The following is a 14,616-nucleotide window of genomic DNA, read 5'->3' on the forward strand; positions in this document are numbered from 1 at the left end:
TGCTGTCTGCAACGATCGACGCCAGGGCGTCGATCTGGGCAGAGCTGAGGAATTCGCCGCGGGCATCAGCCTGAGCAACGACCTTGGTGAAGGCGTCGAACATGTAAAAAAGCTCCTGTTCTCGACGGGTGGGGGTCGGGAGTTGGGTGATCAATAACGAGAGCGCCAAAGGCGAACTCGCGTGCCGAGTACGAAGACATCTCGCATGGACCGGATGAATCCGGCTGGTCGGCTGGACCGACCGCTGGCCAGACGTGGCTCGACTTGGCTTGAGTATTTTTATCCCTGGCCCCGTCGGCTCGCTCGATCATTCACAAATGGTCATCCCGGGGGCAACAGTGTTGGCTCGCAAGCTCTTTGCTGCCTTGGCAGGAGCCCACGGCCCCGCCGCTGGGCCCTGCTCCGCCCGTTATGTAGAAATATGAACAGTAAAAACCCGAGGTTGGTTCGTTGTTTAGCCCGTCCCGGTTCCCCGGGTCAATGGCCTTAGCTGAGGCCGGCTCCCATCGGGAGGGCACGACAGGGGCCATCATGTTCTTTCCTGACTTGGCCCAGGGATTTTGCAAGGGGGTGATCGGACCCATGAAAAAGCCCCCTCAAGGGGGGCTACTCAGTGGTGGTGTTGGCTGTAAATGATCCTGGTGGATTTGACGAGCCTGACTCAGACGTAAAGCCGAATCACCTTCAGGCTCCGGAGCTGTCGCCGGAGCCGCTGACACTCACGCCGGTAATGGTGCCGCCCAGGCGATGTACGAGTCGCATGGTTTCATTCATGCGGGTGTAGGGCACCTGCATGGTGCAATCTGAGCTACGCACGTAGTCGTTGTTGGCCAGCCCAGTGACCTGGATCGTGACTTGGCGGTTGCTGCTGAAGCTGCTGCCGCGGGTGCCTGCAGAGACCTTCATGGCGGATGGGGAACGACGGGGATGGGGAGGAATCAGTTGACCGGGCTGACGCTGGCGATGCGGCCGCCTTCGCGCTGGATCTGCCGCTGGTAATCGAGCAGCTTGGCAAACGGGATGAACCGCACCCGGTTGCTGCGCTTGTGCAGGCGATAGTTGTTGAAGCCGGAAATCTCGACCCGGTAAGTGCGGCCCTGCTCGCCGGCGCCCACTCCCATACGGGTGACACCATCGGAGTTGACCGAACGGAAAGCGGAGCCCTTGGCGTTGGGGCTGACCACGGGAATCGGTGCCTCCTTGTGCACCGAGGGATTCAGTCGCGACTGATTCTTGGCGATATCGCCCTTGATCGAAGCCGCAGCACCACGGGTCAGCTGCAGCATGTAGGAGAACTGGAGCCCCTGCTGGCCGATGGAATAGTTCCAGCCGTGCAGATAAGGAACCTGCTCTTCGCCGAACCGATCCTGGTACTCGGCGCTGTCGATGTAGGAATCGATTTCAGCGTCGAAGCCTTCGTTTTGTAGAATCGTGAAGTGGTGCAGCATCTCAGCCTTGTTCTGGGGCGCCCGACCGAGAAGATGCTTGTGGTTCAGTTCGATGAAGCGATAGGGATTGCTGTTCTCGAAGAAGCGCTGCCTGTAAAGGTTGCTCTTGGCCACTTGGCGCACGAACTCGCGCACACTCAGGTATCCCCGGCGGAACAGCGATTCAGGGCCCTCCAGCCGCTCGCTCTTCATCACATACTGGTAACCGAGAACTTGCTGGTAGACCGAGCGAATCAATCCTGCGATGTCGGCTTCGGTAGCGTTCGACCAATTGTCCTTGTCGCGGACGTTCGCGAAGCGATCGATGCCCAGGTAGGCAGCGTTGACGAGTGTCATGGGCGTGCAGGCCGGGAAGAGAAGGGAGACGTAGGAGGTCGGGGGCTGTCGAGGCGGTGCTGGACACAGGCCACAACGTTCCCGACGATGCTGTCTGCAGCCGGATCCTATGGGGGCCGTTACGCTCTCACCGGCGCTTTTCAGAATCGTTACAAACTCGCTCCCCTGGCGCCCGCTGCTGAGGCCGATACCATCCGGCCATCGCGGTCACTGCATGACCCATGACAACGATGACAACGACACCTGATTCCGAGGCTTGGCCCCTGCGCTTCAGCGTTCAGCTCAATGCTCTCGGTGAGCTCACTGAAACTCTCACTTTGCGCCTCCTGGAGATGGAGGATCGTCTGCTCCTCTTGGAAGATCAACAGTTCCGGTTGCTGGATCGATCAGGCCGGGATGGTGTCGATTCAGCCGCTGTTCTCGACCTTCTGGAGCAGACCGATGATCGCCTGATGAGGCTGGAAACCCTGCTGGATCAGCCTGCTCATCGCCAGGCTTCAGAAGGCATGGCCCCTGCTGGAGGCCTGGTAAGGCCCTTGCGTGTGCTTGGCGTCGCCGCCGATCCTGCCCCAGAGAACGAGTACGGGGACAGCTCGGAAACGGTGTTCCCAGACGAGGGGGAGCAGCCCTTCATGGATGAGCTGAGCGCTTAAATCAGGACATCGGCTCAGGTCTGCTCCACCTGGATCTGAGGCTTCAGCCGAGTGAGCCCGTTTTGAGCATCGCGGCCGCGGTGGTGATCAGGATGCGCAGCAGTTCCACGCCGCCGATGGCCGCAAGCCCCAGCCAGATGGTCTGAGCCAGCTTCGGCGGCTGACCGTCGACCCAGGCAGGGGAGCGCAGTCCCCGCTCCAGTTGTGCGCCAGCGCTGAACGGGCCGGCAGGGGCGCGGGATGCACTGATGTCGCGCCAATAGGAGGAATAGCGCGGAGCCTGCTGGTTGAAGGGCTTCTCCCCCAGGCTGCGGCCGGGGAGGACGCGCGAGCGCTGGTAAGGAACTTCATCCTCGCCGAAGGTGTCGAGATATTCAGGCGAGTCGAGCAGGGCATCGACGAAACTCTGCATTCCTTCGGTGGCAATCAGAATCGAGAAGGCTATCCTCTCGCGCTCGCCATGCACGGGCCTGCCGAGAACACGGCCAACCACCTGCTCTACGACTGCGTAGTTGCTGTTGCAACGGTAGAAATCTCTGCGGAACTTATCTGAAAGGAGCAGGCCTCGTATGAACTGCTTGGTGCTGATCTGACCGCGGCGCAACCTGGACTCAAGCCCCGGTTCCCTGTCGGCTTTGAACGCATGGAAGAAGATCTGACGGTAGGCCCTCTCGATCAGTTCATCCATGGCCTGGGGGCTGCGGAGCACCCCTTCCGGTGTCCGCCGCGGCTCTTCTTCACTACCCACCGCCAAGCTGGTGACGCGGGCATTGAGGGCGATGGGATTGAGTTCGATCAGGGGCAGAGCCATGGAGTGCCAGAGGAATGGGCGATGAACATAGGCACCTCTGTTGAGCACAAACCCCTAGTGACAAAAGACCTCATAGAGCTTTACTATAACTGACCAATTTATTTGACTAGCTTCATTATCTTTTGTTGCGCACCAGCTTGATCGAGCCCTGATCGGGACTGGATCAGGGCCTCCAGCTCTCCAGCCAGGCGATGGGAATCTCAGCGCTGAAGTCGTCTGTGCGCTGGAATTCAAACGGCCCCGCCAGGGATCCCCAGAGCTGGTCATGGGTTGATGGGTCGTGCCCCCTGTCGATCGTGCGCATCGACGTGCCGTCGATTTCGAAGCTGCTCACGAGGTAGGCCTTGGCTCCCTTGCGTTCCACCAGGCAACGGCAGCCGGGTTCGACCTCCCCGACGAAGCCCTCACCCTTCGGTTGCACCACATAGGTGCAACCGTCGAGCAGGCGCAGATCCTCCGTTTGGATCTGCGCCATGCGCTCAGGATCCTCCACAGCTCCCCAGAACCGACGCTCGTCGTGGATGGCGTGATTGTGAATTCGCAGGCTGCCATCTGTGGCGCTCTCAGCACGCAGTACCCGGATGCGGTAAGGCTGGCCGGGTGCGAAGGCGTATGACTGCTCCAGCAGCAGGGAGCCTGGATCCAGCTGCGGAAGCGGCCGAAAGCGCACCAGGATGTGGGCGTAGAGGGGGGGGTTCTCGAAAGCCTGGTCCTGATTGCTGAACCCAGCGCTCAGCATCCGGACCAGGCGCGTCAGGGAGCTGGTCATAGGGCAAATCCTATGGGGCCGGCCTACCTCAGCGCCCTCAGCGCTGGAGCAGGCGCAGGCGAAATTCCGCGACCTGGCGCACCAGCTCCGGTTGGCTCAGGGCGAAGGGGTGATCGCTCAAGGCGCTGATCACGCCTTGGAGGGCGGCTTCACGGGCGCCTGAATCGGCGGGATCGAGGCTGCCGATCCTTCCCCAGGCCTCATCGAAGGCCATTCCGTAGCTGTCGGCATTGCTGAACTGTTGGTTCGCGGGTCGCTCGGGAGGGGTTCGCATCACTTCAGAGCAAGGCAGCTTGGAGGTTCGCCCACCAAAGTGATGGGCTAAACCCTTCAACAAGGGCTTTAAAAAAGAGTGCCAGGACCCAGATTTGAACTGGGGACACGGCGATTTTCAGTCGCCTGCTCTACCAACTGAGCTATCCCGGCCGGCCGCTTGGCAGCACCGCAGGATCTTAGATCACGGCCCGGAGCAGGAGTCCGGGCCAGGCAGAGCAGCCCAATCACCGGGTAGCCGGCCTCTTCAAGGGCAGCGGCGGCGGCCATGGCTGTGGCTCCTGTGGTGAGAATGTCATCCACCAACAGCAGACCCTGCCTGGAACGACGGCTGCGGGAGACTCCGTCTGGGACGACCCGGAAGGCCCCTTCCTGGTTGAGCGCCCGCAACCGGCGGTTGAGATGGTGCTGACCCAGCGTGGCCCGGCTGCGCTCCAGGGGAGCCAGGCGGGGCAGGCCCAGCCCCTGACAGATCAGCAGTGGCAGGGGGTTGGCCCGTTGTTTCCAGCTGGGGATCGCCACGACGCTCAACTCCCGAAGCGGTGCCGGCAGGGTCGCGGCCAGGGAACTGGCCAGGCAGGGGATCGCCTGGTTACTGGGCTTGCGCCGCTGGCGCAGCAGAAGGCTGCGCAGCGCACCTTGATAGGAGCCCAGGGCCCACCAGGGGATGGGCTCAAGACCACACAATCCTGTCTGGGTCTCGAGATCCAGAGATTCGCGGCAGACGTGGCAAGGCTGCGGTTGTGCACGCCCCCTGCCTCGTTCAGGCTCGGCCGGTCGGCCGCAGAGCGGACAGGTGGCCTGGGTGATCAGCTCGAGGCATCCTCTCAACAGGGTCTGGACCATGACGGCGATCTCCTGGGAGGAGTGCAACGTTGCCGTTCAGTGTTCCCAGCTCATTACTCGGGCAAGGCCTTGAGCATCGCCACCAGTGTGCGATGGGCGTCTTCGCTGTCGTTGAGCACGTGATCGAAGGGCACCGAGAGGTTGGCGCCATCCACCTCCAGGTCCATCGCCTCCGGGCTCACACGCAGCATGCGGGCGGTGCTGGCCTGCTGCGCCCCGCCATAGTTGCGGGCGTAGGCCAGCACCGCCTCGCCATGGTCTTTGTTCATGTGGCGGCAGATCCGATCGCTGACGGCTTCGGTGAGGGGATCGCTGGCCATGGCTGCAGGGCAAGGGTCAGGGCTGATTGTGGCTGAGAACTGGCTCAGACAAGGGCGAACCGCTGCCAGAGCAGCAACCCCAGCCTGATGGCACTGAAACTGACGTAGCCGGCCAGGATCACGAACAGAGCCATTGAGATCACGGTTCGCAGTCGTTCGTTCATGGGCTCTTGGCAGAGGGATCAGGCTTCCATCTTCGGCGTTTAGTGCGGCCCCTTCAGGACGCGGTTGGCCAACCGTGCCATACCCACGGCCGGCGTCAGGCCCGGACGGCTGAACACCGGCAGGCCGATCGCCTGTTGTCGTAGCTGACGCCACTGGGGATTGCGGGCCCCGCCCCCCAGGCTGATCACCCGCCGCAGCCCAGGTGCACCCAACTGAGCGAGGCGCGCCCATCCCTGGGCCTCGATCCGGGCCAGCCCTTCCAGCAGCCCCTGCAGGAACAGCGCATCGCTCACGGGCCGGGGCTCCAGGATCGGCAGCAGATCAGGGTCGTCGTGGGGGAAGCGCTCTCCCCTCAATGGCAGGGGCCTGTAGTGCAGCCCGCTCGGCCTGGAGGTATCGATCTGACGGCTGAGCCGCTCCAGCTCGGCATCGCTGAAGAACTGGCGCAGCACTCCGCCGCCGGCGTTGGAGGCACCGCCCACCAGCCAGCGTCCCCCCAGCCGATGGCAGCTGATCCCTGGGGCTTCGATCGGGTCTGCGACGAACTGTTTCAGCACCAGGGTGGTGCCCAGCACCGTGACTCCTTCACCAGGAGTGGGATCGGCCGCCAGTACGGCGGCGTTGGCATCGGTGCTGCCGGCCACCACCAGGCAGGAGCCCGGCAACCCCAGCGCAGAGGCAGAGCCTGGAGCCAGTGGCCCCAGCGCCAAGCCGCTGGCAACCACCTCGGGCAACGCTGCCGCCCAGGGTTGCCGGGCCAGGTCTCCCGTCCAGTGCTGCTGTCTGAGGTCCCAGCCCAGCCGCAGGTTGTTGCCTTCCTCGCCCCAGCGCCAGTCGCCCAGCAACCAGCCCATCAGCCAGTCGGCCTGGTGGCGCAGCAGCAGATCTGCGGTCGCCGCGCCCCCCACAGCCGACGCCTCCCCCGTGAGCGGGCCAAGTAATCGCAGGGCTCTGGCCAGGCTGCCGCTCACGCTGGCGGCAGCGCAGCCGGCAGGAACCAGAGCCGCCAGAAGCTCAGCCTGCTCAGGACAGGCGAGGCTGTAGGCCAGGGCGGGCCCCAGGGGTGTGCCATCGGAGCGGCAGGCCAGCAGGGTGCCGGAGGTGCCATCGAGGCTGATGGCGCCCAGTTGATGCCTGAGCTGGATGGGAAGGTCCCGCACCAGAGTGATGAGCCCCTGCCGCCAGCCGTTTGGATCGTCAAAGCTGCTGGGATAGGCAGTGGCCCGCTCGGCCAGTACCTTCTCTTCAGCGTCGATCACCGCCAGGCGGATGCCGCTGCTGCCCAGGTCCACCCCCGCTGCCAGGGGGCAGATCAAGGCGCCGCCCCGGCGACTGGCCATGGGGGGCTCAGGCGGCTGTCTGGCCCACGGGAACCCGATCGGCGGTGGCTTGCTGCAGCCGGGCGGCGGCCTCACCCACGTCCTCCCAGGGAAGATTCAGGTCGGGACGGCCAAAGTGGCCGTAGGCAGCCACATCCTGGTAAAAACGGCCGCCCCGCTGACGGGGGAGATCGCGCAGGCCGAAGGTCTCGATGATCGCGCCGGGGCGCAGGTCAAAGTGTTCCTGCACCAGAGCAGTGAGGTCGTCGTCGCTGATTTTGCCTGTGCCGGAGCTCTGCACCAGGATGCTCACGGGCTTGGCAACGCCGATCGCATAGCTGAGCTGCACTTCCACGCGCCGGGCGAGACCAGCGGCCACCAGGCTCTTGGCCACGTGGCGGGCGGCGTAGGCCGCGGAACGGTCGACTTTGGTGGGATCCTTGCCGGAGAAGGCTCCACCGCCGTGGCGCGCCGTTCCGCCATAGGTATCGACGATGATCTTGCGCCCGGTCAGGCCCGCATCACCCTGGGGGCCACCCACCACGAACTTGCCGGTGGGATTGACCAGAAAGCGAACCGCAGCGCGCTCGGGTTGCAGCGGCAGATCGGCGGTGGCTGGGATCACCACATGGGTCCAGAGGTCATCGGCGATGCGCTGGCGCAGGCCCGCCTCATCACTGATTCCGTCGATCTCGGCCATGTGCTGGGTGGAGATCAGCAGGGTGTCGATCGCCACCGGCCGATCGTTCTCGTAAACGACGCTGACCTGGGTCTTCCCATCCGGCAGCAGGTACGGAAGGGTGTTGTCGTGCCGCACCTGGGCCAGCCGGCGTGCCAGCCGGTGGGCCAGGCTGATCGGCAATGGCATTAATTCCGGGGTTTCGTCGCAGGCGAAGCCGAACATGATGCCCTGGTCACCAGCACCCACCAGGTCGAGGGGGTCGCCGTCATGGTCGTCGGCCTCATTCACGCCCTGGGCAATGTCGGGCGACTGCTGGTCGAGGGCGGTGAGCACGGCACAGCTGTTGGCATCGAAGCCACCGGCTTTGGCGCCGCTGTAGCCGATCGTTTCGATTACGCCCCGCACCAGGCTGGTGATGTCGACGCGGGCCGTGGTGCTCACCTCGCCGGTGACCAGGCAGAGACCGGTGTTGACCACCGTTTCGCAGGCCACCCGGCTGGCGGGGTCGGCGTTCAGCAGTGCATCGAGAACGGCATCGCTGATCTGATCACAGATCTTGTCGGGATGGCCCTCGGTGACTGACTCAGATGTGAAGACGTAGCGGCTCATCCAGGCTTGCAGCGACTTCTGGCTGGCCGAGCTTATCGCCCGGCTCTGGTGATGGGTGCATCCCAGATGAACCAGCCACCTGCAGCTCGTGCCAATGATCCAGGCGCGGCAGGTGCTCCGGCAGCGGCGGCCTGCTGCTCCAGCCGGCGCTGTAGCCCAGGGCCAAGCCCACCCCTGCCCGCTCGGCCATGCGCAGATCACTGCCGGCATCCCCGATCAGGGCACAGGCGGAAGGGCTGACCCCAAGCCTGGAGCAGACTCCATGCACTGCCGCCGGATCCGGCTTGGCAGGTTGCATGTCGGCGCTCCAGATCTCCTGGAACAGCTCAGCCAGCCCGTGGCCACCCAGGAACCGGTGGATTCCCTCGCTGTCGTCGTTGCTGATCACCGCCAGCTGCACCCCTGAGCGGTGAAGCTCCAGCAGCAGAGGGGCCACTCCCTGGCAGAGCGGTGCCAGCGGGGGCTCGCCCGGACGATCCCCGTCGCTCTGGAGCTGCTCACGATCGATGGCAGTGAACACGGCTTCGCTGTGATCCAGAGCTTCCGGCCAACCAAGGCCCACCTGACAGAAGGCGGTGGCTGTGGAGATCAGATTGTGGGTACGACTCGCCACTGCGGTGGTGCCGGCCGGGTTGAGCTGATCGCCCACCAAGCCATAAGCCCGCTCAAGCAGGTCCTGAAACTGGCAGCGGTGGGCTTCAGGAACATGCTCAAGGCAGGCCTTTAGACGGGCGCGGCTCAGGGCCAGGAGGCCTGGTTCACTCAGGCTGAGGGTGCCGTCCTTGTCGAAAAGGATGGCTTCAACCGATCCGAGGGGCTGACCACGCAGGAACAGTTGAACCATCGGATCGGTGCAGGCGTCCCAGGTTATGGCGCTCAGTCGAGCGTGACGCCCATCGGCTCGTTCTCCTCGGCCTGCTCAAGCAGCATCTGCTTGTAGCGGGCGGCCATTTCCTCGGCCTTGTCGAACACCTTCTGGGGATCGGTGAGCATGTCCCCTGGTTCCGGCTCGAGAGCTTTGGTGGAGAGGGAGATGCGTCCCCGCTCGGCGTCGAGGTCGATGATCATCACCTTCATCTGGTCGTTCACATTGAGCACCGTGTGGGGTGTCTCGATGTGTTCGTGGCTGATCTCGGAGATGTGCAGCAGACCGCTGACCCCGCCGATGTCGATGAAGGCTCCGTAGGGCTTGATGCCGCGGACGGTGCCGATCACCACTTCGCCCACTTCCAGACGATTCATCTTGCGCTCCACCAGGGCGCGGCGATGGCTGAGCACCAGGCGGTTGCGCTCCTCGTCCACCTCAAGGAACTTGAGGGGGAGAAAATCAGCGACGAGGTCTTCCTTGGGCTTGCGGGTGCTGATGTGGCTGCCGGGGATGAAGCCACGCAGGCCTTCGACCCGCACCAGGGCGCCGCCGCGGTTTGTGGCGAACACCTCGGAGTAGATGGTGGCGTCTTCCTTCTGAAGCTGCCGCACCCGCTCCCAGGCCCGTTGGTACTCGATGCGGCGGATCGAGAGTGAAAGCTGGCCGTCCTCGTTCTCCTCACTCATGATGAAGAACTCACGGACCTCGCCCGGCTGCAGCACGTCGCTGAGGGCCTCGACCCGGTTGATCGAGACCTCCTGCAGGGGCATGAAGGCTGCGGTCTTGGCTCCGATGTCGATCATGGCGCCCTTGGGCTCCATGGCGAACACGGTGCCGTTCACCACGTCACCGGGCTTGAAGTTGTAGTCGTACTTACTCAGCAGGGAGGCGAACTCCTCCAGCGTGAAGCCGGCGCCGTCGGTGTCGCGACTGGCGACGCGGCTGCTGGGATCGTCGGCTGTGGGGACCTCTTCCGGAATGTCGAGGTTCAGATCAGCCGAGGTTTCGTCTGTCGGATCGAGATCTGTCAAGGCTTCGCCTGTCGGATCCAGTTCGACCTCGGTGCTGCTGATCTCGGAAGGGGTCACTGTCATGGAAGGGTGGCGGTCTGCCCACGGCAGAATGAAGGATGTGCGTGCGTGCCTGCCCGCCGACAGACGCACGCAATCCACCATCATACAAATCCACCCACTTCGGGGCTCAACGCACGGCGGCAAGCGCGCCATCGGGGCGCTGAGGGGAAGACGACCGACGGCTGAGGCCTTCGAGGGTGGCGACGAAGTCACTGATGCCCTGAAACTGCCTGTAGACAGAAGCAAAGCGCACGTAGGCAACCTCGCTGATCTCGCTGAGTTGCTGCAAGACCAGTTCACCGATCTCAGCACTGCTCACCTCGCGGCCATGGCGCTGCTGCTGCAGTTGCAACTCAATGTCGTCGACCACGGATTCGAGCCGTGCTGGCTCAAGACCGGTTTTTTCGCAGGCTCGCACCAGGCCGTGCAGAAGTTTGTTGCGGCTGAAGATCTCTCGGGTGCCGGTGCGCTTGATCACTGTGATCGGCACGGTTTCCACCCGTTCATAGGTAGTGAAGCGAAAGTCGCAGTGGAGGCACTCACGTCGCCGCCGAACACTGCGGCCAGCGTCAGCGGATCGGGATTCCAGCACCCGGCTATCGGTGTGTTGGCAGGAGGGACATTGCATCCCTTGGCGACCCACGCGGTTTGGTTAGTGGAAGTGTAGTCAGTAGAGCTCCGATTGAGAAGTGAGGAGTGCTCACAGCTGCACCGGTGTATCTGCTGTCGTAGCCCATGTAGCAACGTTCTCGCTGGAGCGGGTTGGTTGGTGATGGCTCCCGGCATGAAAAAAGCCCCCGCCGGGGCGGGGGCTTGATGGCTCAAAGGCTCCTGTGAGCCTTTGATCTCACTTGCCGATCTTCGGAGGATCGCGGAAGGCGATCGCAAAGAAGAGGGTGGCGATCGCCAGGGTGAGAATGAGGATGTAAGCGAAGCTCTCCATCGAGAATCTCCTGAGTGGGGGCGATCAGCTGAGCTTGGTGCCAGCCGGTGGGATGTAACCCTCGGGGAGACGGCGGGTGCTGCGGTCTCCCAGCTTCTGGAACAGACCGAATTCCACCTGTTCTCCAAGGTCGGGGTCGATGCCGGCGAACACATCCCGGTACAGGGTGCGGGCGCCGTGCCAGATGTGCCCGAAGAAGAAGAGGAGGGCGAAAGTGGCATGGCCGAAGGTGAACCAGCCGCGGGGTGAACTGCGGAAAGTGCCGTCTGAGTGGTAGGTCTCGCGGTCAAATTCGAAAGCCTCACCAAGCTGGGCCTTTCGGGCCAGTTTCTTGACCGCAGCAGGGTCGGTGTAGGTCTGGCCGTTGAGAGCACCACCGTAGATGGTGGCTGTCACGCCAGTCTGCTCAAAGGAATAGCGGGCTTCGGCGCGACGGAAGGGAATGTCAGCCCGAACAATGCCCTGATCGTCTTCGAGAACTACTGGGAAGTTTTCGAAGAAGTTGGGCAGGCGGCGCACCTGAAGGTTGCGGCCGTCCTTGTCGGTGAAGCTGATGTGGCCCAGCCAGCTGGTGGGAAGGCCGTCGCCGTTCACCATGGGGCCGACCCGGAATAGACCACCCTTGGCCGGACTGTTGCCGACGTAATCAAAGAAAGCCAACTTCTCAGGGATGGCGCCATAAGCCTCTTCGGCACTGGAGCCGTTCTCGAGGGCTGTCTGGACCCGGCGATTGATCTCGGTGCGGAAGTAGCCCTGGTCCCACTGGTAGCGGGTCGGGCCGAACAGCTCTACCGGTGTGGCCGCTGAGCCATACCACATTGTTCCGGCCACGATGAAGGCGGCAAAGAACACTGCAGCGATGGCGCTGGCAAGCACTGTTTCGATGTTGCCCATCCTCAGAGCCTTGTAGAGGCGCTCTGGTGGGCGGGTGGTGATGTGGAAGATGCCGGCGATGATGCCCACGATGCCTGCGGCGATGTGGTGGGCAACGATGCCTCCCGGGTTGAAGGGGTTGAACCCTTCCGGCCCCCAGGAGGGCTGCACTTTCTCGATGTGTCCGGTGAGACCGTAGGGATCGGAGATCCACATCCCCGGACCGAAGACTCCGGTGAGGTGGAAGGCGCCGAAACCGAAGCAACCAAGCCCGGCGAGCAGCAGGTGGATGCCAAAGATCTTGGGAAGATCCAGGGCTGGTTCACCCGTGCGGGGGTCCTGCCAGATCTCAAGATCCCAGTAGGTCCAGTGCCAGATGGCGGCCAGGAAGAGCAGGCCACTGAAGATGATGTGGGCGGCTGCCACGCCTTCGAAACTCCAGAAGCCCGGGTCGACGCCGGTTTCTCCGGTGATGCTCCAACCGCCCCAGCTGCCTGTCACACCCAGGCGGGCCATGAACGGCATGACGAACATGCCCTGGCGCCACATGGGGTTGAGCACCGGGTCGGATGGATCAAAAATGGCGAGCTCATAAAGCGCCATGGAGCCGGCCCAGCCGGCGACCAAAGCGGTGTGCATGAGGTGCACGGCCAGCAAGCGGCCCGGGTCGTTGATCACGACCGTGTGCACCCGATACCAGGGCAATCCCATGGGGGTCAGGTCCGGGGTAACTAACAGCTGCCTGTGACGACATGACGCCATCACAACCAGTGGACGATCAAAAAGGATCGTTCCGTGTTGGGGATCGTAAGGGGTTCTCCAGGCCTGCGGGAGTGTTGTCGTTGAGCTGAAACGAGCCGTAGTGCCGTATCCGGTGGTTTAGGTGGTGAGCTGTTTACAAAACGCAACTTGCGGGGCTCAGAATGGGGGCTCCCGCGACTGTTTCTGATGCCTGTGATCCGCTTCGTCCGCGAGGGCCGTGATGTGGAGTGCTACCCCGGCGAAAACCTGCGTGAGGTGGCTCTGCGTGAGAGGTTGGAGCTCTACGGGCTCAAGGGGCAGCTCGGCAATTGCGGTGGTTGCGGTCAGTGCATCACCTGCTTTGTCGATGTGGTGGCAGAAGCGTCGCCGGGCGCGCTGACGCCGCGCACCTCCGTGGAGGATCGCAAGCTGCGCCGACGCCCCGAAGGCTGGCGGCTTGCCTGTCAGGCCCTGGTGCAGCGCTCGCTGGTGGTGCTCACAAGGCCCCAGGCGGGCCTCTCCGATCGTGAGGTGCGGCTGGCGGCCGCCCGGGCAGAACCCTTGCCGGCCGGGCCCACAGCCTGGCCGGCAACCGAAGAGCCAGCCGCGGCCGAACCTACGGGAATGGAGTCAACCGCTACGGCCGGTGAAGCGTCGGAGGAAGGCCCGGTCGGTGGGTGATACGGTCGCCACACGCCATTCTCAACCCGCTCGAAAGCTCCCATGGAAACCAATGACCTGGGTTTTGTGGCCAGCCTCATGTTCGTGCTGGTTCCGGCGGTCTTCCTGATCGTTCTCTACATTCAGACCAACAGCCGCGAGCAAGGTTGACCGGATCTTGATCAGCTTTCAAGCGCTCCGATCACCGGACTGTTACTCATGATGAGGAGTTGCCCACAACCGTGATTCACGGTTGTGGGCATTGCCGCGATTAAACCGAGCCAGTTAACTGCAATGGTCTCGGTTCCCAGTGCATTGGTGTCAGCGATGCCTTCACTTGGCTCAGCGGCCTGATTCGGGCTCCCGAACCAGCAGCACAGGTGCTGGTGCATGCACTCGGATGTAATCGCTCACTGAGCTGCCCAGCAGTCGGTCAATGTCGACCAGGTTCTTGGCGACCAGAGGCCTGCGGTCCTGGGAGGCGATCACCAGCAGGTCGGCTTTGATCTCTTCAGCCATGGCACAGACGCCGCGCCCAACATCGCCGGTGCCATGGACCCCCTTCAGTTCAACTCCGAGGGCGCGGGCCCGCTGAACAGCTTTCTCGATCACCAGGTCGGCGGGGGTCTTGCCGCCGCGGCTGGGCTGGATGTCCTGGCGGGAGATGTGAACGCCTGTCAGGGTGCCTCCGGGGATCTCCCGAACCAGTTCGCAGGCGATCCGTAGGGCGTCGTCGCCCACACCCGTGCCGTCGAGGGTCACCAGCAGCCGGTTCACATGGCGCACGTAGAGGTCGTCACGTACCAGCAGCATCGGACGAGTCGAGAGCTGAAAGACGTATTGGCTGGAGCTGTTGGCCAGGATCGACTGCAGCCGTCCCAGCCCTCTCGACCCCATCAGAATCAGATCGGCATCAAGCTCGTCAGCCACCTTGAGCACGGTCTGCTTGGTATCGCCCTGGCGGATGATGGCGTTCACATCGGCGGGATCCAGGCCGAGGCGCTTGATGGCGTCGGCCACGATGCCGGCGGCCTTCTGCCAATGCTCCTGAAAATCGTCGCCTGCCTGCTCCGGCACCACGTGCAGCAGGTTGAGCCGTGCCTGGCGGAACGCCGGGAGCTCGCGCAGCATGCGCACCATTTCTTCAACGTGGCCCTTGCCGGAATCGGCGATCAGCAGGTTGCGAAACACGAGGCTGCCTTGGCTCTCCGGCAGCCTATGGCCGGT

The 14,616-nt window shown here is 63.4% G+C and carries 17 protein-coding genes, 1 tRNA gene and 1 pseudogene; 3 read left to right on the forward strand and 16 right to left on the reverse strand.

The window, feature by feature from the left end:
* The 3 genes and pseudogenes from KBY93_RS13195 to KBY93_RS13205 form a co-directional block, all read right to left on the reverse strand.
* A pseudogene (locus tag KBY93_RS13195) lies at positions 1-103 on the reverse strand (phycocyanin subunit beta); the annotation flags it as partial.
* A 581-nt stretch (positions 104-684) separates the two neighbouring features.
* Positions 685-906, reverse strand: coding sequence for a phycobilisome linker polypeptide (locus KBY93_RS13200; RefSeq protein ID WP_255094895.1), 222 nt, complete (start codon positions 904-906; stop codon positions 685-687).
* Between the two features lie 32 nt (positions 907-938).
* The gene (locus KBY93_RS13205; RefSeq protein ID WP_255094896.1) at positions 939-1,784 is read right to left on the reverse strand and encodes a phycobilisome rod-core linker polypeptide; all 846 of its coding nucleotides are present in this window, start codon (positions 1,782-1,784) and stop codon (positions 939-941) included.
* Positions 1,785-2,014: 230 nt separating this feature from the next.
* Here KBY93_RS13205 and KBY93_RS13210 point away from each other — a divergent pair, with 230 nt between their 5' ends.
* Complete coding sequence (locus KBY93_RS13210; RefSeq protein WP_255094897.1) at positions 2,015-2,437, forward strand: hypothetical protein; 423 nt, start codon at positions 2,015-2,017, stop codon at positions 2,435-2,437.
* Between the two features lie 43 nt (positions 2,438-2,480).
* Here the strand turns inward: KBY93_RS13210 and KBY93_RS13215 are convergent, their stop codons facing one another.
* From KBY93_RS13215 to psbB, 12 genes are all read right to left on the reverse strand, one after another.
* Complete coding sequence (locus tag KBY93_RS13215; protein WP_255094898.1) at positions 2,481-3,248, reverse strand: phycobilisome rod-core linker polypeptide; 768 nt, start codon at positions 3,246-3,248, stop codon at positions 2,481-2,483.
* A 163-nt stretch (positions 3,249-3,411) separates the two neighbouring features.
* Entirely contained in the window at positions 3,412-4,017 is a 606-nt protein-coding gene (locus tag KBY93_RS13220; protein ID WP_255094899.1) for a chromophore lyase CpcT/CpeT, read from the reverse strand.
* Between the two features lie 37 nt (positions 4,018-4,054).
* On the reverse strand, positions 4,055-4,291 hold the full coding sequence (locus KBY93_RS13225) for a hypothetical protein (protein ID WP_255094900.1): 237 nt from the start codon (positions 4,289-4,291) through the stop codon (positions 4,055-4,057).
* 79 nt (positions 4,292-4,370) lie between these two features.
* Positions 4,371-4,443, reverse strand: a tRNA-Phe gene (locus tag KBY93_RS13230).
* Positions 4,444-5,189: 746 nt separating this feature from the next.
* Positions 5,190-5,456: a DUF2470 domain-containing protein gene (locus KBY93_RS13235; RefSeq protein WP_255094901.1), complete on the reverse strand. Its 267-nt coding sequence runs from the start codon at positions 5,454-5,456 to the stop codon at positions 5,190-5,192.
* A 203-nt stretch (positions 5,457-5,659) separates the two neighbouring features.
* The gene (locus KBY93_RS13240; RefSeq protein WP_255094902.1) at positions 5,660-6,961 is read right to left on the reverse strand and encodes an FGGY-family carbohydrate kinase; all 1,302 of its coding nucleotides are present in this window, start codon (positions 6,959-6,961) and stop codon (positions 5,660-5,662) included.
* A gap of 7 nt (positions 6,962-6,968) precedes the next feature.
* A complete protein-coding gene (gene metK, locus KBY93_RS13245; RefSeq protein WP_255094903.1) occupies positions 6,969-8,231 on the reverse strand; it encodes a methionine adenosyltransferase in 1,263 nt (420 codons plus the stop codon).
* Positions 8,206-9,075 (reverse strand): HAD family hydrolase, encoded by an 870-nt coding sequence (locus KBY93_RS13250; RefSeq protein WP_255094904.1) that lies wholly within the window; start codon positions 9,073-9,075, stop codon positions 8,206-8,208. The genes metK and KBY93_RS13250 overlap by 26 nt, the downstream gene beginning before the upstream one ends.
* Before the next feature lie 32 nt (positions 9,076-9,107).
* Entirely contained in the window at positions 9,108-10,193 is a 1,086-nt protein-coding gene (locus KBY93_RS13255; protein WP_255094905.1) for a 30S ribosomal protein S1, read from the reverse strand.
* 106 nt (positions 10,194-10,299) lie between these two features.
* On the reverse strand, positions 10,300-10,800 hold the full coding sequence (nrdR, locus tag KBY93_RS13260; RefSeq protein ID WP_255094906.1) for a transcriptional regulator NrdR: 501 nt from the start codon (positions 10,798-10,800) through the stop codon (positions 10,300-10,302).
* Positions 10,801-11,019: 219 nt separating this feature from the next.
* Positions 11,020-11,115 carry a photosystem II reaction center protein T gene (locus KBY93_RS13265; RefSeq protein ID WP_006042122.1) on the reverse strand — a complete coding sequence of 32 codons (96 nt, stop codon included), beginning with the start codon at positions 11,113-11,115 and terminating at the stop codon, positions 11,020-11,022.
* Between the two features lie 24 nt (positions 11,116-11,139).
* Positions 11,140-12,699, reverse strand: coding sequence for a photosystem II chlorophyll-binding protein CP47 (gene psbB, locus KBY93_RS13270; protein WP_094555033.1), 1,560 nt, complete (start codon positions 12,697-12,699; stop codon positions 11,140-11,142).
* 237 nt (positions 12,700-12,936) lie between these two features.
* On the opposite strand from psbB, the gene KBY93_RS13275 reads away from it, so the two are divergent.
* Positions 12,937-13,410 carry a 2Fe-2S iron-sulfur cluster-binding protein gene (locus KBY93_RS13275; RefSeq protein ID WP_255094907.1) on the forward strand — a complete coding sequence of 158 codons (474 nt, stop codon included), beginning with the start codon at positions 12,937-12,939 and terminating at the stop codon, positions 13,408-13,410.
* Positions 13,411-13,452: 42 nt separating this feature from the next.
* Positions 13,453-13,560, forward strand: coding sequence for a photosystem II reaction center protein PsbM (gene psbM, locus KBY93_RS13280; protein WP_094555031.1), 108 nt, complete (start codon positions 13,453-13,455; stop codon positions 13,558-13,560).
* A gap of 171 nt (positions 13,561-13,731) precedes the next feature.
* Here psbM and KBY93_RS13285 read toward each other — a convergent pair whose 3' ends face one another.
* A complete protein-coding gene (locus KBY93_RS13285) occupies positions 13,732-14,580 on the reverse strand; it encodes a universal stress protein (RefSeq protein WP_255094908.1) in 849 nt (282 codons plus the stop codon).
* Positions 14,581-14,616: the final 36 nt, after the last annotated feature.

The sequence above is a fragment of the Synechococcus sp. J7-Johnson genome, from assembly GCF_024345795.1.
In the GTDB taxonomy this organism is placed as follows: domain Bacteria; phylum Cyanobacteriota; class Cyanobacteriia; order PCC-6307; family Cyanobiaceae; genus Regnicoccus_A.